This is a genomic window from Streptomyces sp. CNZ301 (assembly GCF_004217425.1).
In genome coordinates this window covers 5188445-5209655 of the sequence record NZ_SHLG01000001.1, presented here as the reverse complement: position 1 = coordinate 5209655, position 21211 = coordinate 5188445, and the positions used below count along the sequence as shown (strand labels likewise).

At 72.3% G+C, this 21211-nt stretch carries 14 protein-coding genes; 4 read left to right on the top strand and 10 right to left on the bottom strand.

Translation table 11 applies throughout. From position 1 onward, the window contains the following. Window positions 1-6 precede the first annotated feature (6 nt). The 5 genes from EV375_RS22480 to EV375_RS22460 all read right to left on the bottom strand — a co-directional run bounded on the left by EV375_RS22480 (window position 7) and on the right by EV375_RS22460 (window position 5168). Window positions 7-1119 carry a Pvc16 family protein gene (locus EV375_RS22480; RefSeq protein ID WP_130301227.1) on the bottom strand — a complete coding sequence of 371 codons (1113 nt, stop codon included), beginning with the start codon at window positions 1117-1119 and terminating at the stop codon, window positions 7-9. Between the two features lie 4 nt (window positions 1120-1123). Then, window positions 1124-1948, bottom strand: a complete 825-nt coding sequence (locus tag EV375_RS22475; protein WP_130301226.1) for a hypothetical protein — start codon at window positions 1946-1948, stop codon at window positions 1124-1126. Further along, complete coding sequence (locus tag EV375_RS22470) at window positions 1941-2702, bottom strand: T4 family baseplate hub assembly chaperone (protein ID WP_130301225.1); 762 nt, start codon at window positions 2700-2702, stop codon at window positions 1941-1943. The genes EV375_RS22475 and EV375_RS22470 overlap by 8 nt, the downstream gene beginning before the upstream one ends. Window positions 2703-2728: 26 nt before the next feature. Next, the gene (locus EV375_RS22465) at window positions 2729-3253 is read right to left on the bottom strand and encodes a phage tail protein (protein ID WP_028436610.1); all 525 of its coding nucleotides are present in this window, start codon (window positions 3251-3253) and stop codon (window positions 2729-2731) included. A 67-nt stretch (window positions 3254-3320) separates the two neighbouring features. Continuing rightward, complete coding sequence (locus tag EV375_RS22460) at window positions 3321-5168, bottom strand: phage tail sheath C-terminal domain-containing protein (protein ID WP_130301224.1); 1848 nt, start codon at window positions 5166-5168, stop codon at window positions 3321-3323. Between the two features lie 1032 nt (window positions 5169-6200). On the opposite strand from EV375_RS22460, the gene EV375_RS22455 reads away from it, so the two are divergent. After that, window positions 6201-6833 carry a hypothetical protein gene (locus EV375_RS22455; RefSeq protein ID WP_130301223.1) on the top strand — a complete coding sequence of 211 codons (633 nt, stop codon included), beginning with the start codon at window positions 6201-6203 and terminating at the stop codon, window positions 6831-6833. Between the two features lie 241 nt (window positions 6834-7074). After that, a complete protein-coding gene (car, locus tag EV375_RS22450) occupies window positions 7075-10626 on the top strand; it encodes a carboxylic acid reductase (RefSeq protein ID WP_207228223.1) in 3552 nt (1183 codons plus the stop codon). Between the two features lie 452 nt (window positions 10627-11078). Here car and ptsP read toward each other — a convergent pair whose 3' ends face one another. From ptsP to EV375_RS22425, 5 genes are all read right to left on the bottom strand, one after another. Beyond that, window positions 11079-12743, bottom strand: coding sequence for a phosphoenolpyruvate--protein phosphotransferase (gene ptsP, locus EV375_RS22445; RefSeq protein ID WP_130301222.1), 1665 nt, complete (start codon window positions 12741-12743; stop codon window positions 11079-11081). Between the two features lie 232 nt (window positions 12744-12975). Beyond that, the gene (locus EV375_RS22440; RefSeq protein WP_130301221.1) at window positions 12976-15033 is read right to left on the bottom strand and encodes a fructose-specific PTS transporter subunit EIIC; all 2058 of its coding nucleotides are present in this window, start codon (window positions 15031-15033) and stop codon (window positions 12976-12978) included. 78 nt (window positions 15034-15111) lie between these two features. Then, complete coding sequence (gene pfkB, locus EV375_RS22435; RefSeq protein WP_130301220.1) at window positions 15112-16059, bottom strand: 1-phosphofructokinase; 948 nt, start codon at window positions 16057-16059, stop codon at window positions 15112-15114. After that, window positions 16056-16817 carry a DeoR/GlpR family DNA-binding transcription regulator gene (locus EV375_RS22430; protein WP_130301219.1) on the bottom strand — a complete coding sequence of 254 codons (762 nt, stop codon included), beginning with the start codon at window positions 16815-16817 and terminating at the stop codon, window positions 16056-16058. Before EV375_RS22430 ends, pfkB begins: the two co-directional genes overlap by 4 nt. A gap of 575 nt (window positions 16818-17392) precedes the next feature. Next, entirely contained in the window at window positions 17393-18622 is a 1230-nt protein-coding gene (locus EV375_RS22425) for a YncE family protein (protein ID WP_486588773.1), read from the bottom strand. Between the two features lie 456 nt (window positions 18623-19078). Between EV375_RS22425 and EV375_RS22420 the strand changes: the two genes are divergently transcribed. Together EV375_RS22420 and EV375_RS22415 are read left to right on the top strand one after the other, a co-directional pair. Beyond that, the gene (locus EV375_RS22420) at window positions 19079-19717 is read left to right on the top strand and encodes a TetR/AcrR family transcriptional regulator (protein WP_130301217.1); all 639 of its coding nucleotides are present in this window, start codon (window positions 19079-19081) and stop codon (window positions 19715-19717) included. A 248-nt stretch (window positions 19718-19965) separates the two neighbouring features. Next, entirely contained in the window at window positions 19966-21207 is a 1242-nt protein-coding gene (locus EV375_RS22415; RefSeq protein WP_130301216.1) for an aromatic acid exporter family protein, read from the top strand. Window positions 21208-21211 lie beyond the last annotated feature (4 nt).

The window sequence follows — 21211 nt, the reverse complement described above, 5'->3', positions numbered from 1 at the left end:
CGCGCCTCAGCTCTCCTTGCCGTCGGATGTGTTGTCCGTGCGGCTGGTCGGCGTGCCGCCGCCGGCTGCCCCACGTGCCGAACGGCTTCCGCCTGCCTGCTTCTTGGCGGCGCTCTTCTGCGCCGAGGCCTTCTTGGCGGCGGCCTGCTTGGCCGCGGTCGCCTTCTTGGCTGCGGTGTTCTTGGCGGCCGTGTTCTTGGCTGCGGTCTTCTTTGCGGCCGTGCTCTTGGCGGCCGTCTTCTTGGCCGCCGTGCTCTTCGAAGCCGTCTTCCGGCCCGCCGTCTTCGAGCCCGCCGTCCTCGCAGCCGTCTTCCGGGCCGGGGCCTTCGCCGCCGCTTCCTTCACCGCGGGCCTCACCGCGGGTTTCTCCGCCGTCGCACTCGCCCCGGCGTCGCCTTCCTCCCCCTCGGCTCCGTCCGCGGCGGCGGGTACGCCCGGCGCGCCGGGCGTACCCGCCGCACCCGGGCCACCGCCCGAACCGCTCCCCGGCGCAGCGGTGTTGTCGTACGGCGTGCCCGAGGCGCCGACCGTCACCACGGTCCTCTCCACCGGGCGGCTCGGCCGAGGCTCCTCCCGTCCCTCGACCAGGACCAGCGACCCCTGATACGTCATCGACAGCGCGTAAGGCGTCTGGTGGAGCATCCCCCACAGTTTCGAGGTCTCGTCGATGTCCATCTGGAGCGGCGTGAAGCGCACCTTCTGCTCCGCCTCGGCCAGATCGCTGCCCGCCAAGTACGGGAGCTCGCCCGCCTCCCGGATCACGTCGGCGGGCAGGACGGGGAACTCGCGCAGGATCCGGGCCACACAGCCGATGAGCCGCTGGCCGACCAGCTCGTTCTCCTCCCCGTACGCGCTGATCACGTAGTGCAGATCGAGCGCCGCGACCGCCTTGTTGAGCAGCCTGCCGTCGGACGCGCGGGTGGGCAGGTCGTAGTTGCGCATCGACGGGTTGTGCGTGACCTGGTACAGGAAGACGGTGATCGTCGGTTCGAGCGACGGCTCGGCCGGCGGCTTGCGAGTCTCGACGGATACGGCCATGTCGATCTCGGGACGCAGGTTGCTCTCGATCAGCAGCGCCAGCGCCTGCGTCACGTGCGCGACCGCAAGTGCGTTGCTCATGGGCTCAGTTGCTCCTCTCCCCGTTCCGGCCGCGTGCGAGGTAGGTCTCGAGGCTCACCGTGGGCGCCGTACGGCCGGTCTGCTGCCGCCCCGGTTCGCCTGCTCCGCCGCGGCCTGCGCCCGGCGGGGTGGCGGCGCTCACTTCGAGCCGGCCGATCTGGACGTGGACGACGCGTTCGGCCGGCCGGGCGCCGCCTCGCCGCCCTGCCGCCGCCTGCTGCCGGGCGCTCCGCGCCGCCGAGAGGTCACCGCTTCCCGGGCGTGCGGCGGCGGAGCGGGCAACGACCTCCCCGCTGCGGGCGACGAGCGCGGGCGCGGCGCCCGTCTGCGGTGCGCCGGGGTCGGCCGGGCCGGCGTCGCGGGACGCGCCCCGCCCCGCCCGCTGCACGGGCACGCTCGCGGCGGGCCGTGGCGCACGGGAGGGGACGGGCCTCAACGGGGCGCTCCCCGGCCGGGGTCGACCCTGTTGCGGCTCCGCCCGCTCGGTGGGCGCCGACGTCTCGCGTACGACGGTGTGCCGTTCCGTGTGTATCTCCCGTACGCCGCGGGACGCCGGGCCCTCGTCCGTGCGCGGGCGCGGCACCGGGGCCTGCGGGCCCGCCGGGGAGAGTCCGTCGTCCCCGTCCTCACGGTCGCGGAGCGCTTCGACGCGCTCGAACGGACCGGGCAGCCGCGGCCTCACGCGCACCCGCCGCATGTCTCCTGCCGCATCTCCCGGCGCGGTCCGGCCGTCCCGGGCGCCTTCTCCGGCACCGGGCTTCCCGGCCGGGCCCGAGGCGCGCGGCAGGGACGCGTGCCGCGCCAGCAGCCGGTCGAAGTAGTCAGACATCAGCGCACAGCTCCAGGTAGTAGCGGCGCCGCGCCGGGCTGAGCGCCAGGATGTCCGGCTCCCGCCATCCGTAGGCGGTGGCGAGGAGGTGGACGTCGAGGAGCAAGTCGCGTGCCCAGGCGTCCAGCTCGGTCCACAGGTAGGAGGTGATGTCGAGCTCGGCGGGGGTGCCGGCTCCGCACTCCGGGCAGGAGATGTCGAGCGTGATCTCGGCTGCCGGATCTGCCCGTTCGGCGGCCTCGGCGATCCGGTCCCGCACCTGCTCGGGCAGCACTTCCGCGAGGCGTTCCGCGGGCACCTCCGTACCGTCCCTGCGGACCTTGACGGTGCAGGACGCGACGAGCAGGGCACTCGCCGCGGCCCTCGGGTCGTCGGCGCCGGCCGCCCCCTCGGCCGCCGCTTCGAGGTCGGCGACGGCGGGCAGCCGGAAGTCGATCTCCCAGCCGTCCGCCGTCACCCGCAAGGGCTCCGGCCGTTGAGGCGGCCGGGCCGCCAACTCGCCCGCGTCGAGGTCGAATTCCATGGCCTCGCCGCACGAGGCGCACTCGATGAGTACCTGCATCAGGTCGCCGAACAGCGCGCGCCGCAGCGCGTACAGGTCGGCTTCGCGCTCGCCGACCGGGACCCGCGGCAGTTCGCCGGGGCCGGCCTGCGGGCGTGCCGCCCGGTGCAGGATCCGCGCACGCTCCGCGCCGGTCCGGGTGAGTGCTTCCTCCCAGACCGCCAGCAGGCGTGCGGCTTCCGAGTGCGCCATCGCCGTCGCTCCCCCCTGTCCGGCGTTCAGGCCGGGTGGGTGAAGGAGGGCTCGGCGGGCTCCGGGACCTCGTAGTCCCGCTCCCAGCCTTCGCACTCCAGCTTGAGGCTCTGGATCGCGACCGCGTTGGCGTTGGCGTCCATCTCGCCCAGCACCTGGTACTCGCTCGGCCAGGAGCGGTAGAGCTTGTGCGAGACGGCGACCTGGCCCGCTTCGTTCAGGACCTGGATGACGATGTCCTTGCGGAAGTCGGCCAGTGACACCTCCGAGCCGAGCCCGGCGCCGACCTGCCACACCTTGTTGGCCCAGCGGTCGAACTCCGGGTCGTGCGTGACTCCGCGCTCCAGGGTGACGCCCTCGAACTCGGAGCGTCCGGGCGACTTGCGCGGGGTGCTGGGGTCGCCGCCGTGGCGGTGCTTGACGACCTCGGTGGTCCGCTTCAGCGGGCTGATCTTGCTGATGCCCGCGACCGTACGTCCGTCCCACAGGACGAGGAACTTGAAGTTCTTGTACGGGTCGAAGCGATGGGCGTTTATCTGGAACTCTGCCATCGGATTCCTTCGGTTCCTCGGGTGATCGGTCACCCGGCCGCCGGCCTCCCGGACGGCGGCCGGCCCGTCAGGACGTGAACTGCCCTGCCATCTGCTGGACCTTGACGATCACGAACTCGGCCGGGCGCACCGGCGCGATGCCCACGACGACGTTGACGACGCCGTTCTCCACGTCCTCGTCCGTCGTGGTGTCGTGGTCGCACTTGACGAAGTACGCCTCCCGCGGGGTGCCGCCCGTGAAGGCGCCCTGCTGGAAGAGCGTGTGCAGATACGAGGAGACGTTCATCCGGATCTGCTGCCACAGCTGCTCGTTGTTGGGCTCGAAGACCGCCCAGCGCAGGCCGCGGTGGAGGCTCTCCTCGACGTGCAGTGCGAGCCGCCGTACCGGGGTGTACTTCCATTCGCTCTCGCGTGCGTCGGAGCCCTCCAGCGTGCGGGCGCCCCAGACCACGGGGCCCACCAGCGGGAACGTCCGCAGGCAGTTGACGCCGAGCGGGTTGAGCAGCCCGTTCTCGCGGTCGGTGAGCCGCACGGACAGCGAGTGCACCTCGGCGAGGCGCGCTTCCGTGCCCGCCGGTGCCTTCCACACGCCGCGTTCCCCGTCGGTACGGGCGATGACGCCGGCGACGGCGCCGGAGGGCGGGAAGGAACGCAGCCGTCCGGTGAGCGGGTCCGTCATCTGCAGGTGCGGGAAGTACAGACCCGCGTGGCTGCCGCGTACGGGTTCGAATGCGGCGATGCCCGTGCGGGCGGCGTCCACTCCGGACCAGGCAGCGGGCGCGTCGACGAGGAGGTAGATGCGTTCCTCGCGGCACAGCCGCTGGGCCGCGGCCAGGACACTGATCATGTCCTCGGTCGATTCGTACGCCGCGAGTTCGGGCAGCGCGAGCAGGTTGACGTCGTCGACGTCGCGCAGCGCGTGGAGCCCGGACTTGCGGGCCTCGCTGCCGATCAGGTCGCGCGGACCGGGCGCCTCGCCGTCCTCGCCGCCATCGAGGGCGAACACGGGCGGGTTGACGGAGGCCTCCAGGCCCAGGTCGTTGGCGCATTCGCCGACGAAGCGGACGACGGCCTCCGGGTCGTTGCTGCCGGCGACGGTCTGGAGCCGGTTGCCGAAGGCGGTGACTTCCGCGGCGGCGAAGTCGTGGCGGCCCGGCGCGTCCGGCAGGGCCCGCAGCTTCCGCTCCAGGAGCAGGGCGAGTTCGGCGACGCTGCAGGGAGCCTCGCCGTCCTCGTCCCGGTCGTGGAGAACGAACTCCCGCTCGACCTCACCGATCTTCACGGTCAGTTCGACACCGAGGTCGGGCAGGTCCCCGGAGAAGGGCTTGGAGACCGTGCCGGACGGGTCGGGGCGTCCCTCGCCGACGACCTCGGCGCGCACGAGCGTGGAGCCGGAGTTGACGACGGTCTGGACGTAGCGGCTGTGGCAGGGGTCCATGGACAGACCGCCGAAGAACTCGCGGGCCTCGCCCCTGGCGTCGAAGACGCGCAGGTTGAAGGTCTCCTCGGGTGCCGGGGTGTCGTAGTCGACGGACACGCGCAGCCCGCAGCCCCACACGCCCGGCTCACGGGCGGTGATCTCCAGCACGGGGCATTCGCTGCGGCCCTCGGTCGATTCGAGGGTCGCCGAGGCCGCCTTGCCCGAACCGGCCTTCGCCACGCGCACGATGACGGCGATGGAGCCGCCGTTGCTGAAGAACTGGTGCACGGCGTAAGCGACGGCGCTCTGCGAGGTCAGGCCCCCGAAGCGGCGTTCGAACTCCGCGTAACTGGTAACCCTGACCGGCTTGTTGAGAGGCCCGCGGCGGGTGTGGCCCACGAAGGCGGTGGCCGCTGTGGTGACCTGGGTGATGGTGCGGACGCTGCTGGGAATCTCTTCGACGTAAACACCGGGATAGGTCGGCTTCGTCGGCATTCCCCCTCCAATCCCTACGAGCGCCTGGACAACGGCATTCAGTGGGAAAGGGGGACACAGGTCCGTGGTGGTACGGCGGCCTGGGCGCACGCGACGACGCACTCGCGAGCTTCCCCCCGTGCCTCGCCGCCGACCAGGGCGCCCCGTACTCATGCGGTACGTGCGGGGCACACCGTCCTGTGGCGCGACTCCTGATGCCCGAGTGCATCGACATTCATATCGGGAATACCCGACGACTCAACACCCGTTAAATCCGGCCACATCGGGCCGGGAGGAAAAGGTTCCGCCAACACCGCCGACAGCGCTCGGAGTTGACGCCCCGACGAAGGTGCAGGTCAGATGACCGCGCACTTCGACCGGCACACACTGGTCAGCGCGATGGTCGAATTCTCGTCACAGCGACGGGGTGCCGCACTACGACACGGGTATCGACGCAGGTCAGCAGGGCCGCCTCGTACACGGGTACGGGGCCGAAGCATCCGGAATGTGCCGGTCCGCCATCGAATGCCCGCCCCTTCCCCAAGCCCCTTGTGCACCCTTCCACCAGGACCCTCACCTGCAGCAATGCGGCGAATCAGAGGAGTTGACGGTGTCGAGAGCCGGAGCCCGGAGCGGCGCCACCGCCGCACCTCCGCGCCACCCCTCCCCGGAGGGGCGCATTCCGGCATGTGAACATTTTGGGGTCGCACATGCGGAAATCGTGAGCTTGGTACAAAAAGGACGCCCGGGCGGGTGTCCCCGCCCCCGGCCCCGACCTGAAGGAACGACGTCCGCGGAAGCCGGTCCGCGTGGTCGCCGGCCCGCTCGGCGGGCGTCCGGCCAGGCCACCCGTCGCCCCATGGCAGACTCGCCTCGGAGTGAGCGCGGCCGGGAAGGCTTTCGGCCGGGCCGTCGCCGGGCAAGGAGGCCGGCACCGGCCGGCGGTCGCCGGACGACAACGACAGCACCTTGCGGCCCTCACGCGTACAACCCTTCCGCGCGCTTGATGGTCTGTTGTGGCGTCAGTACCGATACGGGGGAAAGGTCCCGGATATGCGTGCACAGACCTTCCGTTCCGCCGCGTTCGGCACTCTCGCGGCGCTCTCGGCCCTGGGCCTCACGCTCGCCGCGAGCAGCCCGGGCGTCGCCGCGGGCGCCGCGAAGAAGAACCGGGCGCCGGGCTTCCTGTCTCCCGCGGACCTGCCGCCGCACCCGTCCTCGCCCTGGTTCGCGGGCAAGGTGACGGCCGGGCTGCCGGACCCCGAGCCCTTCTGCGTGGAAGGTGAGCTGCCCGCCTCCCGGAGCCATCACCGCGAGTTCCACACGGACTTGGACACCAACGCCACCCAGGTCGGTGTCGTCGCCGCGAGCACGGGCGCGGCGAAGAAGCTGGCCGCGTCGCTCAAGAAGAGCGTCGCCGCCTGCGCCGCGGACTGGCTTCGCGAGACGCCCGGCGGCACCGCCTCCTGGGACGACTACGGCGGGCAGGCCGCCGGCGACGGCGCGCACGTCTACGGGGTGAGCGTCTCCGTCCCCGAGTCCGAGACCAATGTGCACCTCTTCGGTGTCGGGCGGGACGGCAAGGCCGTGACCGTGGTCCGCTGGGGCCAGATGGGCGATCTCGGAGACGCTCCGCTCGTGGACTTCAAGCGGACGACGAGGACCGCGGTCGCGAAGCTGAACTGAACTGCCGCCACTGCCACTGCCACTGCCACCGCCACCGCCAGTGCCACCGCCGCCGGGCCTCTCCCCCGGCGGCGGGCGCCTCCCCAGCCCGGGTCACACCACCTCCCTGCCCGGACGGAGCCCCCGGGCCCGTCCCGCTGATCGACTGCGCACGACCGTTACCGGTTCGGCCACGGTGCGCGGCTGTGTGCGTAGGGTCGCCGTCCGACCGATACCCGTGCAGCGGCGAACAGGAGACGGAATGGCAGTCAACGCGCAGTCCGGCAGCGACGGTGACGAGGGGGCGCCGCCCTCGCCCGCGGAGCGTCGCGTCGCCGAACTGTACGCAACGGACCGGCAGTTCCGGGAGGCGAAGCCGCTCGACGAGGTGACCGCGGCGATACGGGCACCGGGCATGGGGCTGCCGCGGATCATGGCGACCGTGATGGAGGGCTACGCAGACCGGCCCGCCTTCGGCGAGCGCGTGAGGGAGCATACGAAGGAACCTCGGACGGGCCGCACCGAATCCGTACTGCTGCCGGAGTTCAGGACCCTCACCTACCGCGAGGTGTGGCTCAGAATCCAGGCCCTCGCGAGCGAGCTGACGAGCCACCCGAAGTCCCCGGCAGACGCCGGGGACTTCGTCTGCACTCTGGGCTTCACCAGCGGCGACTACGCCACCGTCGACCTGGCGTGCGTCTACCTGGGGCTCGTCTCCGTACCGCTTCACACCAGCGCGACGCTCGGCGGTCTCGCACCGGTCGTCGCCGAGTCGGCCCCGCGAATCCTCGCGACGAGCGCCGAACTCCTGGACACGGCCGTCGAACTGGCGCTGGGCAGCGAGTCGTTACGGCGCCTGGTCGTCTTCGACTGCGACTTGGACGTGGACGACCACCGCGAACGCTTCGAGGCGGCAAGGTCACGACTGGCCGCCGCCGGTTCGCGGGTGGCTGTCGACACGCTGGCAGCCGTGCTCGAACGGGGCCGTACCCTGCCGCCGGCGCCGCTGTGCACCACCGTGGACGAGCAGTCACTGACCTCGCTGCTCTACACCTCGGGAAGCACCGGCGCACCCAAGGGCGCCATGTACACACAGCGGCTGGCCACCTATCTGTGGGGCGCTTCGTGGCGCACCACCGACACCCCCGTGATCAGCCTCAACTTCCTGCCCATGAGCCATCTCGCCGGGCGCTACACGCTGTTCAGCACCCTCAGCGCGGGAGGCGTGCACTGCTTCACGGCGAGGAGCGACCTGTCGGCGCTCTTCGAGGACATGTCGCTCGCACGGCCCACCGACCTGATGCTGGTCCCGCGCGTCTCCGAGATGCTCTTCCAGGAGTACCGGAGCGAGGCCGACCGGCGCGTGGGCGCCGGTGGCGAACCCACCGTCGTCGAGGCGGAGTTGCTCAGGGAGATGCGGGAGAAGACACTCGGCGGCCGGATCGTGCGGGTCATGTCCGGCAGCGCTCCGCTGGACTCCGGGACGGCGGCGTTCCTGGAGGCGTGCCTGGAGCTGAAGCCGCTCGACGGCTACGGCGCGACAGAGGCCGGGATGATCACGACGGGCCACAAGCTGGCTCCACCGGTGACGGCCCACAAGCTCGCGGACGTGCCCGAACTGGGCTACTTCGGGACCGACTCGCCCTATCCGCGGGGCGAGTTGAGGATAAAGACAGAAATGATCATGGCCGGTTACCACAAGCGGCCCGAAGCCACCGCGGAGGCCTTCGACGAGGAGGGCTTCTACCGGACCGGCGACATCATGGCGCAGACCGGTCCGGACGAGTTCGTCTACGTCGACCGCACCAAGAACGTGCTGAAGCTTTCGCAGGGTGAGCTGGTGGCCGTCTCCCGGCTGGAGACCGCCTTCGCCGCCGACCCGCTGATCCGGCAGATCTTCGTCCACGGAAACAGCGAACGCTCCTACCTCCTCGCCACCGTCGTGCCCACGCCGGAAGCGATCGATGCCGCGCAGGGAAGCGAGTCGGCGCTCAAGTCGTCGCTGGGCGCCGCGATTCGGCGGACCGCGAAGGAGGCAGGGCTCAACTCGTACGAAATCCCCAGGGACTTCATCGTGGAGACCGAACCCTTCACCACCGCCAACGGCCTTCTCGGTGACGCCGGCAAACTGGCACGACCGAGGGTCAAGGAGCGCTACGGTGCGCGCCTGGAGCAGATGTACGCCGATCTCGCCGCGGAGCAGACGCGCGAACTGGGCGCCCTGCGCCGCGAGGGCCGGCACCGGCCGGTGCCGGAGACCGTCGGCCGGGCCGCCAAGTGCCTGCTCGGCTGCTCCTCCAGCGACCTCGGTCCCGGAGCGCACTTCAGCGACCTGGGCGGCGACTCGCTCTCCGCGCTCTCCTTCTGCCGTCTCCTCGGCGAGATCTACGACATGGACGTTCCGGTGGCGGTCGTCACCAGCCCGGCGAACGGTCTCCGGCAGCTCGCGCAGTACATCGAGCAGCGCCTCGGCTCCGGCCAGGACCGGCCCTCGTTCGCTGCCGTGCACGGTGCGGACGCCGACGAAGTGCGGGCCGGCGACCTGAACCTTTCGGCGCTGGTGGACGCCGAAGTGATCGACGCGGCAAAGTCGTTGCCGCGGCAGGGTCCCGGCGAGTCCGTGCGGACGGTCCTGCTGACCGGGGCCAACGGCTACCTGGGCCGGTTCCTGTGCCTCGAGTGGCTGGAGCGGCTCGCAAAGTCCGGCGGGACCCTGGTCTGCGTCGTCCGCGGCAGCAGCGCCGAGGCGGCCCGCCGCAGGCTCGACGCGGCCTTCGACAGCGGAGACACCGAACTCCGCGCCCGCTACCGGAAGTCGGCCGCCGGGCGTCTGCGGGTGCTCGCCGGCGACATCGCCGAGCGGAACCTGGGCCTGGACGAGGACACGTGGACCGGGCTCGCGGCCGACGTCGATCTCATCGTCCATCCGGCCGCCCTCGTCAACCATGTCCTGCCCTACGAGCAGCTGTTCGGCCCCAATGTGACGGGCACGGCCGAGCTGGTCCGGCTTGCGGTCACCACACGGGTCAAGCGCTTCGTGTTCCTCTCCAGCCTTGCCGTGGGGACACAGCTCGCGGATACGCCTCTCGCCGAGGACGCCGACATCCGCACGGCCGTCCCCGTCCGCCGGCTCGACGGGGCGTACGCGGGCGGCTACGGAACGAGCAAGTGGGCGGGCGAGGTTCTGCTTCGCGAGGCCCACGACCGGTGCGGCCTTCCGTGCGCGGTCTTCCGCTCGGACATGATCCTCGCGCACAGCGAGTACCGGGGGCAGTTGAACGTGCCGGACCTGTTCACCCGCCTGCTCCTCAGCGTCGCCGCGACGGGGATCGCTCCGCGTTCCTTCTACCGCACGGGCGCCGGGGACGGCCGTCCGCGAGCCCGATTCCATGGGCTGCCCGCCGACTTCACCGCGGAGGCGGTCACGACGATCGGCGAACGCGCGGTGGACGGGTTCCACACCTACAACGTCGTCAACGCACACGACCACGGCGTCTGCCTCGACGTCTTCGTCGACTGGCTGACGGAATGCGGACGGCGCATCCACCGCATCGACGACTACGACGAGTGGTTCGCGCGCTTCGGGACCGCTCTGCGCGGTCTGCCGCAGGAACAGCGGCGGCACTCGCTGCTCCCGCTGATGGACGCCTTCCGCGAGCCGCAGCGCCCCGTTCCGGCGCCGGGTGTCGCCGCGGACCGGTTCGGCGCGGCCGTGCGGGACGCCGGTGTCGGCGGGGACGGCGAAGTCCCCGTGCTGCGGCCGTCGCTCGCCGCCAAGTACGTCGCCGACCTGGAGCACGCCGGGCTGCTCTGAGGCGGGGACCGGAGGGGCCTCCCACGCGCAGTCCACGCGCGGGAGGCCCCCGCCGCGCCCCGGGGACCCGCAGCGCCCGGGCCCGGTGGGAGAGCACCGGCCGGGCCTGCCTGCTGCGGGGGTGCCGGTGCCTCAACTGCACGGCGGGCACGTGTCGTTCGCGTCCGGCGGTCGGGCCCGACGGTGCGGGCCCGACGGGCGCCCGCCCCGTGTGCACGTCGCTCCGGAGCTTCCCCCGCGCTTCTCCCCGTCCTTCCCCTCGCTTCCCCTCGCTTCCCCTCGCTTCTCCCCGTCCTTCCCCGCGCTTCCCCTCGCTTCCCCGCCACCTTTGCGGACCGGCGCGTCCGGTCCTGCTCCGGGGCGTGCACGCTCCCGTCACACACCGGCCGTTCGCGGCACGCCACCGCGCCCCGCCCCGTGGCAGCGAGCGTCGCGCGGCGCCGCGACGACGGCTACGAGGCGATCTCCGCCAGCACCTTCAAGCGCGCGGTCGTGGCGTCGGGCGCCGCGAGGGCGACGCCGGCCAGATTCCGGCAGTCCTCAAGCGTCCGCTCTGCGAGAGCTGTTCGTACGTCGCTCAGGCAACTCGGCGCCGCCGACAGGCTGGTCACCCCGAGACCGACGAGCACCACCGCCAACGCCGGGTCTGCGGCGGCCTCTCCGCACACGCCGACGGGCCGGTCGTGCCGCGCGCCGGCTTCGGCCGCCATGCGGATCAGGTCCAGCAGGGCGGGCTGCCACGGGTCCAGGAACTCGGCCAGGCCGCCGAGTGTGCGGTCGGCGGCGAACGCGTACTGCGCAAGGTCGTTGGTGCCGATGCTGAGGAAGTCGCAGACCCTCGCCAGCCCTTCGGCACGCAGCGCGGCCGCCGGTACCTCCACCATGGCGCCGGCCGACCGCAGGCCGTGTGCGCGTACCCGCTCGGCGAATTCCGCGGCTTCGCGGGGCACCGAGACCATGGGGGCCATCACCCACACCTCGGCACCGCTGCCCGCCGACGCGTCCGCGATGGCGGCGAGTTGGGTCTCCAGCAGTTCCGGGTCGCGGGTGGCGGTGCGCAGACCCCGTACGCCCAGCGCCGGGTTCTGCTCGTCCGCCGCGGTGGCGAACGGCAGCGGCTTGTCGGCGCCCGCATCCAGCGTGCGGACGACGACACGGCGTCCGGCGAAGGCGGTGAACACCTCCCGGTACGCGGCGATCTGCTCCTCGGCGGAGGGGGCCCGGTCCCGGTCGAGATAGAGGAACTCGGTGCGGAAGAGACCCACGCCCTCGCTGTCCGCCGCTGCCGCCGCCGCCAGTTCGTGCGACGCTCCGAGGTTGACCAGCAGCTTCACCGGGTGACCGTCGGAAGTACGGCCCGGCCCGTGCAGCGACCCCGCCCGGCGGCGGCGGTGCTCCTCGCGTTCGGCGGCCTCCGTGACGGCCTGCGGCGACGGATCGACGTGGATCGCCCCCGCCGTGCCGTCCACCAGAACGGAACTGCCGTCCGTGAGCGCGGCGGCGCCGTCACAGCCGACGACGGCGGGCAGGCCCAGGGTCTTGGCGAGGATGGCGGTGTGGCTTGTGGGCCCGCCGCGCTCGGTGACCAGGGCCAGCACCTGCGCGGGGTCGAGCAGTGCGGTGTCGGCGGGGGCGAGGTCCGCGGCGACCAGGACGTAGGGGCGTCCGGGGTCCGGCAGCCCCGGCATCGGCAGGTCCAGCAGCGAGGCCACGGAGCGGTCACGCAGATCGTCGAGATCGGCCACCCGCTCCGCGAAGTAGCCGCCCGCGTTCTGCAGCGCGGCGCGGAACTCGCCGAAGGCGTCGGTGATCGCGTGCGCCCCGTCGGCGCCGGACCGTATCCGGGCCTCGACCTGGTCGCTCAGTGCGGGGTCCGCGACCATCAGCGCCTGCGCGGACAGCACATCGGCGGCCTCACCCGTGACAGCGGCGGCGCGCCGCTCCAGGTCGGCGGCGACCTGCCGCAGCGCGTCGCGGGCGGCGGCGACCTCGGCCGGCACGTCCGCCTCGGTGAGGGCGCGGGGTTCCGGCAGGGCGGGCGTCGGTGCCATGCGGGCGACCTCACCGGCCGCGCTTCCCGCACTGACTCCGATCCCCGTCAACATGGCACTCGTCACGTCTGCTCCTCGGTGTCTTCGGTGCGGGCGGTGGCTTGTACGGGCGGCGGGGCGGTGCAGGCGCGCGGCCCGATGCGCGCACGGGGGGCTGCGGTCGGCAGAGCCATGTGGATCTCCTCCGGCATGGTTCGGAGAGGGTGTTGAGGGTGCGAGGAGCCCCGCGGGCCGGGGCCCCTCGCGAGCGGGTCGTTCAGGCCGGGAGCCGGAACGGGCCCGGGGACCGGGCCCCGACTCAGGCCGGGACCGACTCCCGGGATTCGCGGCCGGAGCCGGCCGGAGCCGCGGCGGACGAACTCTCCGTCGCCGCACCGGTCGTGTTCCGGCGGCGCTTGAGGAGGATGACGAGTCCGCCGGTGACGCACGTGCCGGCCGCGACGGCCACCAGGTACAGCAGCGGCTGGCCGATCAGCGGCACGACGAAGACACCGCCGTGCGGCGCGCGCAGCGTGGAGCCGAACGCGGTGGTCAGCGCACCGGTGACGGCACCCCCGGCCATGGAGGCGGGAATCACCCGCAGCGGGTCGGCAGCGGCGAACGGAATGGCACCCTCACTGATGAAGGACGCCCCCAGCACCCAGGCGGCCTTGCCGTTCTCCCGCTCCGCCTTGGTGAACAGCTTCCCCCGCACCGTGGTCGCCAGGGCCATGCCGAGCGGCGGCACCATGCCCGCGGCCATCACGGCGGCCATCACCGTGAGGCTCCCGTCGGACGGGTGGGTCAGGCCGCCGACCGCGAAGGTGTACGCGACCTTGTTGACCGGGCCGCCCAGGTCGAAGCACATCATCAGGCCGAGCAGCACGCCGAGCAGTACGGCGTTGCCGCCCGAGAGCCCGCCCAGCCAGTCCGTCATGCCCTTCTGCGCCGCGGCGATCGGCTTGCCGACGACGACGAACATCAGGAAGCCGACGGCGAGGGACGAGAGCAGCGGGATCACGACCACCGGCATGATGCCCCGCAGCACCGGCGGGATGCTCACCCGCTGAATCGCCATCACCACCGCACCGGCGATCAGGCCGGCGACCAGTCCGCCGAGGAATCCGGCGTTGATGGTCATCGCGATGGAGCCGCCGACGATGCCCGGAACCAGCCCGGGCCTGTCGACCATCCCGTACGCGATGTAACCGGCGAGGACCGGAATGAGGAACTCGAAGGCGGCGCCGCCGGTCTGGAAGAGCAACGCGGCCCAGCTCGCCACCTCGGTCCAGACGAAGTGCTCCCCGACCGACGGCGCCTTGTTGATCTCGTAGCCGCCGACGGCGAAGGCGATGGCCATCAGAAGCCCGCCCGCCGCGACGAACGGCACCATGTAACTCACGCCGGTCATCAGCCACTTGCGCAGCCGCGTGCCGAAGTGCTCCCCGGCGGTGTCCGGTTCGTCGGTGGTCGGCGCTTCCCCGGCGGGCGCGCTGACCTCGCCGCGCCGTGCCTTTTCCCGTACTTCGGCGATGAGTTCGGCGGGCCGGTTGACGGCGGCCTTCACGCCGACGTCGACGACGGGCTTCCCGGCGAACCTTTCCTGCTCGCGCACTCCCACGTCGTGCGCGAGGATCACGCCGTCCGCGGCGGCGACGACGGCCGGGTCCAGTCGCGTGAACCCGCCGGAGCCCTGTGTCTCCACCACGACCTCGACGCCCTCGGCCTCACCGGCCTTCTGGAGGGACTCGGCAGCCATGTAGGTGTGGGCGATCCCGGTGGGGCACGAGGTGACGGCGACGATGCGGAAGGGTTCCGGCGACTGCCCCGCGGGCGCGGACTTCGCCCCTGCCCCTGACCTGGGCGCAGACGCGGGCGCGGGCGCGGACCCCGATGTCGGCTCAGGCGCGGGCGCCGTCGCCGGCGACGGCGACGGCTCCTCCCCGCGGATCAGGGCGGCGACGGCGTCCGGGGACTGCTCGCCGCGCAGCGCGGTCGTGAACTCCGTGTCCGTGAGGCGGCGGGCCAGGCTCGACAGGATGGACAGGTGATCGTTGTCGGCTCCGGCCGGGGCGGCTATCAGGAAGATCAGGTCGGCCGGACCGTCGTCCGCGCCGAAGTCGATGCCCCGCGCGCTGCGTCCGAACGCCAGCGCCGGTGCGGTGACGTGTTCGCTGCGGCAGTGGGGGATGCCGATGCCGCCTTCCAGACCGGTCGGCATCTGGGCCTCGCGGGCGGCGACGTCGGCGAGAAACCCGTCGAGGTCGGTGACGCGTCCGGCGCTCACCAACCGCTCGGCCAGCGCGCGTACGGCTGGTTCCTTCGTCTCGGCGGACAGGTCGAGATCGACCAGCTCCGCGGTGATCAACTCACTCATGGCGCGGCTCTCCTTGCTCGGTGGCCGCCCTGCCGGACGGCGTCGGGGACGTGAGGGTTCGGGCGTTCACGTGGGGGTTCAAGGCGCCGGCTCCGTGAGTGCACGGTCCAGCGGCAGGTCCTCGGTGACCGACACCGCGGACAGGTCGAGATCGGCCGGTGTGGGCATGGCGCTGCCGGGCAGCTGCACGGCGGCGGCACCGTGGCCGACTGCCGCCGCCAGCGCGGCGGGGCCGGTGCCGCCGGCGGCCAGGAATCCCGCCAGCGAGGCGTCGCCCGCGCCCACGTTGCTGCGGACGGCACCTACCGGCGCGCTGCCGAAGTACGTTCCGGACGCGTCGAGCAGGAGCTGACCGTCCGCCCCGAGGCTGGCCAGGACAGCCTGGGCGCCGCGTGCGTGCAGCTCCTCCGCCGCCTTCACCGCGTCGCCGAGCGTGGCCAGGGGACGCCCGACGGCCTCGGCGAGTTCCCCGGTGTTCGGCTTCACCACGTCCGGACGTTCCGTGAGCGCGGCGGCCAGGGCCGCACCGGAGGTGTCGAGGGCGATCCGCGCTCCCACCCGGTGGATGCGGGCGACCAGTTCGGCGTACCAGTTGGGCGGCAGCCCGCGCGGCAGGCTCCCGCAGCAGGCGATCCAGTCGGGGTCCGCCGACAGCGCGCGCACCGCCTCCAGCAGCGTCTCCGCCTCGGCCTCGGAGATCTCGGGACCGGCCGCGTTGACCTTGGTCAGGGTGCCGTCGGCTTCGACGAGCGTGGCGTTGACCCGCGTCGAGCCGGTCAGGGGGACGCCGGACACCGCGATGCCCAGGTCGCCGAGCAGCTGCGCGAGCAGCGCGCCTTCCGGACCGCCCAGCGGCAGGACCGCGACCGTGCGGTGACCGGCGGCGGCCACGGCACGGGAGACGTTGACGCCCTTGCCGCCGGGGTCGACCCGGTCCGTGACCGCCCGCAGGACGGAGCCCCTGTCCAGCGACGGCAGTTCGTAGGTGCGGTCCAGGCTCGGGTTCGGGGTGACGGTGAGGATCATGCGCGCACCACTTCCGGACCCTGCTCCTCGATGGAGCGTGCGTCGTCGGCGTCGAGCCCGGTGTCCGTGATGAGCAGGTCGACGTGGCTGAGGTCGCCGAAGCGGCCGAAGTGCTCCTTGCCGAACTTGCTGGAGTCGGCGAGGAGTACGACCCGGCGCGCGGCCGCCATCATGGCGTGCTTGACGGCGGCCTCGGCCAGGTCGGGGGTGGTGAGGCCGCCGCCGAGGGAGAAGCCGTTGGCCGCGAGGAAGACGACGTCGGCGTTGATCTCGCCGTAGGCGCGCAGCGCCCACGCGTCGACTGCGGCACGTGTTCGGTGCCGCACGCGTCCGCCGACGAGGTGGAGCGCGATGCCCGGATGGTCGGCGAGGCGCGCGGCCACCGGCAGGGCGTGGGTGACGACGGTGACGGTGGAATCCACGGGGATGGCGGCGGCGAGACGGGCCGACGTGGTGCCCGCGTCGATGATCACGCTCCGGTCGGCGGGCAGTTCAGCCAGGGCGGCCTGGGCGATGCGGTCCTTCTCCTCCGCGGCGACGGTGTCCCGCTCGGACAGGTCGAGTTCGAAGTCGAGCCGCCCGGCGGGGATGGCGCCGCCGTGCACCCGGTGCACCAGCCCGGCCCTGCCCAGGGCCTTCAGATCGCGCCGGACCGTCTCGGCCGTGACCCCGAACTCGTCGGCGAGGGACAGCACGTCGACCCGCCCGCCCTCCCGGGCCAGCCGCAGGATCTCCTGCTGGCGCTCCGCTGCGTACATGTGGATTTACGTCCGTTCCATGCCCGACCTTGTTGCTTTCCGGGGCACAGTACGCGGGAGTCTCCGGGACGTAAACATGTCCGGGCAAAAAAGTGGGCATGAACGGACGCGTTCGCTGCGTGGGCACCAGAGCTGGGCCATGACCTCGTTCGCGCTGCCCGGCCCGGGCAGCCGGGCCTTGGGGGCGCCGGTCTCCGATGACATGGACGCCGGACTCGCCGGGCGGCGCCGCCGCGAGGACGTGGCGCGGGCAAGAGCGGCGGCCGGGCCGCGCGGTACGCATGTGCTCTCCAACCGGCCCCCGCTTCCGGCCCGTTGGGGAGCAGGCGAGGGCCGGTCGGCAGCGGGCGCCAGCCGGTGCGGAGGCGCGGCGTGCCCCCGGCGGACGTGTCCGGTTCACATGCCGGCTCACGTGTCCGCCGGGGGCGGGACCGCTGCGTCGGGCGCGTCGGGCACCGTGCCCGTGCCGGCCGACGGCAAGGGCGCAGACACGGGCACGTGCGCGGGGCCTCAGCGGCCTGATCGGTGTGCGCCCGCCGTCCAAGTCCACCCGTGCGTGGTGTGGACGGCGGCGCTCACCGGCGGGCGGCGCCGGTCCCGGCCGGACCGGTCCAGTCGTCCGGCACATGGGCGACGCGGACGCGCTGGGGGTGGTCCCCGACGGGCACCGATGCCGTCTTCTCCCCGGTGGCGAAGTCGATGGCGGTGACCCGGTCGCTTCCGCTCTCGGAGATGACGCAGGACTTGCCGTCGCCGCTGACCGTCGCCCAGTACGGCTTGGAGGCGGGCACCAGCGGCCCTTCCTGCAAGGTGTCACGGTCGACGACGGTCACGTAGTCGTCCATGGTCCCCGCGACGCAGAGCTTGCCGCCGTCCGGGCTCATCGACATTCCGTGGTGGCGGGAGTCGTTGACCCAGGTGGTGCGGTCCTCGCTGGTGCCGGGGTTCTTGGGGAGCGTCTTGACGCGGGTGATCTTGTCGTCGGCGACGTCGTACTCGAGGAAGCCGTTGAAGAAGGAGACCTGGAAGTAGAGCGTGGACTCGTCGGGCGTGAAGGCCACGGGCCGAACGGCGTCGGAGAGGTCCTCGCGGCCGAAGGCGTCGAGCCTGTCGCGCATGTCGATGACCTTGACCTCCTCGAAGGTCTCCGCGTCGACGACGGTGATCCTGCGGTCGCCCTTCGTCCAGTCCAGCCAGGGGTCGTCGGCGGCGGTGTTGACCTCGCCGATCGACATGTTCCACAAGTACTCGCCGCCGTCGGTGAAGACGTTCTCGTGCGGCTTGTCGCCGGCCTTGAACGAGCCCGCCTCCTCCCCCGTTCCGATGTCGAGGACGTGGACGGTGTTGGAGGTGGACGCGGAGACGGCGACGCGCTCGCCGTCCGGCGAGACGGCCATGTGGTCGGAGCGGTAACCGGAGACGGGGAAGCGCCAGTTGATCTTCCCGGTCGCCACGTCGACGGAGACGACGTCGGCGAAGCTCGGACGCGAGACGACCATGGCCTTCCCGTCGGGCGTGGAGTACATGTCGTCGACGAACTGGTCGTGCCCCTCACCCGGTCCGTTGCGGATGCCCAGGAAGTAGGCGAGCTTGACCGGGTTGGTGTAGATCTCGGTCAGGCGCTCCTGCTTGTCGGGGATGACGTTGATGCGGCCCAGCTTCTCGAAGCCGCCGCTGGACTTGATCACGTCGGCGGTGCCGTCCCAGTTGTTGCCGACGAACATCACTTCCTGGAGGCCCGCGGCCTTCTCGCCGCCCTGGGCCTTCCGGCTGTCCGGGCCGGGTGCGGGTGCGGCGGCCGCCATGCCCGTCGTGGAGGCCACGGCCACGAGCGCCGTGGCGAAGGCGAGCGGCAGCAGGCGCCGGCGAGGGCGGGTGCGCGAGAGCGGGAGGCCCGGCGAGTCCGCGTCGGCCTTCGTCCTGGGTCTGGGCATGGCACTCCTTCGCGTAGCGTCTCGGCGCCCGCCGGGCCTGCGGCCGTACCGGGGGCGAGCGTGAGGATGCCTGGCTCTCCCCGCAGGGATCGGCGGGGCTCTGCGGGGAGAGCAGGCAGCTGGGGGTGGCTTCCGCTGCGAGCGTGACTCGGCGTCACATGCCGTCCGACCAGGCACTTCTCATGTGGCATGCCGGGCGGCACAATGTGAAAAGCCCTCTGTTCACATTGGGTACTACCGAAGGTAACGACGGCCCCCGGGTTCTTCAACCCCCCTGTGGGAAGACGACCGCCGGAAGGCGAGCGAGAGAGCGGGCGAAGGAGAGCGGTGGAGCAACGGCTCAGGCGGCCGACCGGCCGTTACGCGGGCAAGCCGGCGAGCGAGCGGCAGGCGGAGCGGCGCCGGAGATTCCTCGACGCCGCGCTTGAGCTCTTCGGCAACTCCCCCGGCTACCGGTCGACGACCGTCACGGCGCTCTGCGAGGCCGCCGGGCTGTCGACCCGTCAGTTCTACGAGGAGTTCCGCACCCTCGAAGACGTGCTCGCCGTCCTGCACCTCCAGGTCAACGACTGGGCCGAGGCCGCGGTCCTCGACGCTCTCGAGAGGACCGGGGACCTGCCCTTCGCGGAACGCTACGGCTTCGTCTTCCGTGCGTACGCGGCGAACCTCGCCTCGGACCCGCGCCGCATACGGATCGCCTTCACCGAGATCGTGGGCATCAGCCCTCGCATCGACGAGCAGCGGCTCTCACGGCGCGCCCGCTGGGTCGAGCTGATCCGGGCCGAGGCGGCATCCGCCGCGGCGCGCGGCGAGGCCGCCGACCGCGACTACCGCCTCACGGCGGCCGCCTTCATCGGCAGCGTCAACGGCCTCGTGCACGACTGGTCCGCGGGATGGGTCGACGCGACTCTCGACGAGGTCGTGGACGAACTCGTACGTCAACTGCTCGCGCTGCTGCGACCGTGAGCCGGGCCCGCATCCGGGGACCGAATCCGAGGCCCGCCACCGGAGGGCCGGTTGCGGCCCCCGGTTGCGGGTCCGCCGCCGCCCGGCGCCCGAGCATCCGGGGCCGGTCCGCCGCCGCCCGGCGCCCGAGCATCCGCGCCGCGCGTGACGCTCCCGCGGCCCCCCCGCGCGACCTGCCACGAAGCCCACTCGGGTGGCAGGCACCGGCCGCACGCCCGCTTCCGCGCAGGAGCGGGAAAGGGCACCGCGTGCCGGCTGTCCCCGAATCCCTCACCGACCTGGTCCGGCGCCGCAACGCACCCGCGGTCGCCCAGACTCTGCGGTCGACGGCAGCGGCCGTGCTCAGCTACCTGGCGGCCCTCTGGCTCAGCAACGCCCAGGTGCCGCTGCTCGCTCCGCTGACCACGCTTCTCGTCGTCCAGGTCACCCTCTACGCCACCCTCACCCGGGGCATCCGCAGGGTGAACGCCGTGGTGGCGGGGGTGCTGGTCGCCGTCGGGTTCAGCAATCTCGTCGGCCTGAGCTGGTGGTCGCTGGGGGTGCTGATCCTCGCCTCGCTGACGGTGGGACACCTCGTACGCGTCAACGAGTTCGTGCCGGAAGTCGCCATCAGCGCCATGCTCGTCCTGGGTGTCAGCGTGACCCGGGTCGCCGAGACGGCGCTGGACCGTGTGGTGGAGACCCTCATCGGCGCCGTGGTCGGCCTGCTGTTCAACGTGGTCTTCGTACCGCCGGTGTGGACGCAGTCCGCGAGCGAAGCCATCGAGGATCTGGCCGGCCGTCTGCGCCGCCTGCTCCGCCGCGTCGGCGAGGAACTCGGCCGCCACACCCCGGTGGAGGACGCCGCGGAACGGCTTCGGGAAGCGCGGCGCCTCGACCACGACATCGTGCAGGTGGACGCGTCGCTGGCGCAGGCCGAGGAGAGCCTGAAGCTCAACCCGCGGGTCAAGGAAGCGCTGCTCTCCCGAGTCGTGCTGCGGACCGGTCTCGACACCCTGGAGATCTGCGTCGTGGTGCTGCGCGTCACCGCCCGGACCCTGACCGACCTCGCCGCGAACCGGGAGCACGAACCGCTCTTCCCGCCCCAGGAGGCCGCCGCGCTGGAGGAGTTGTTCGCCCATCTGGCCGGAGCGGTCAAGGCGTTCACCGTCCTCATCACCAGTGACGTCACCGCGGACGCGGACACGGCGGAGGCCCGGCTGCTGGAGGAACTCTCCGCGGCCCGTGAGGCCCGGGACCGCGTTGCGGACCTGCTGCTCACCGGCGTGCAGAACCATCCGCGGCAGTGGCAGCTGCACGGCGCCCTGCTCGCCGAGATCGACCGGATGCTCGACGAACTCGACGTGGAGAAGCGGTCGGTGCGGCTCGCGGAGGAGCTCGACCGCTACACGCGCGAGATGGTCGACCGGCACCCGCGGCTGACGAAGGCCGCCGAGCGCGTCCGCCTCCCCGTCCCGGGCAGATCGCGCAAGCACCCGCCGGGGCGGTGAACCG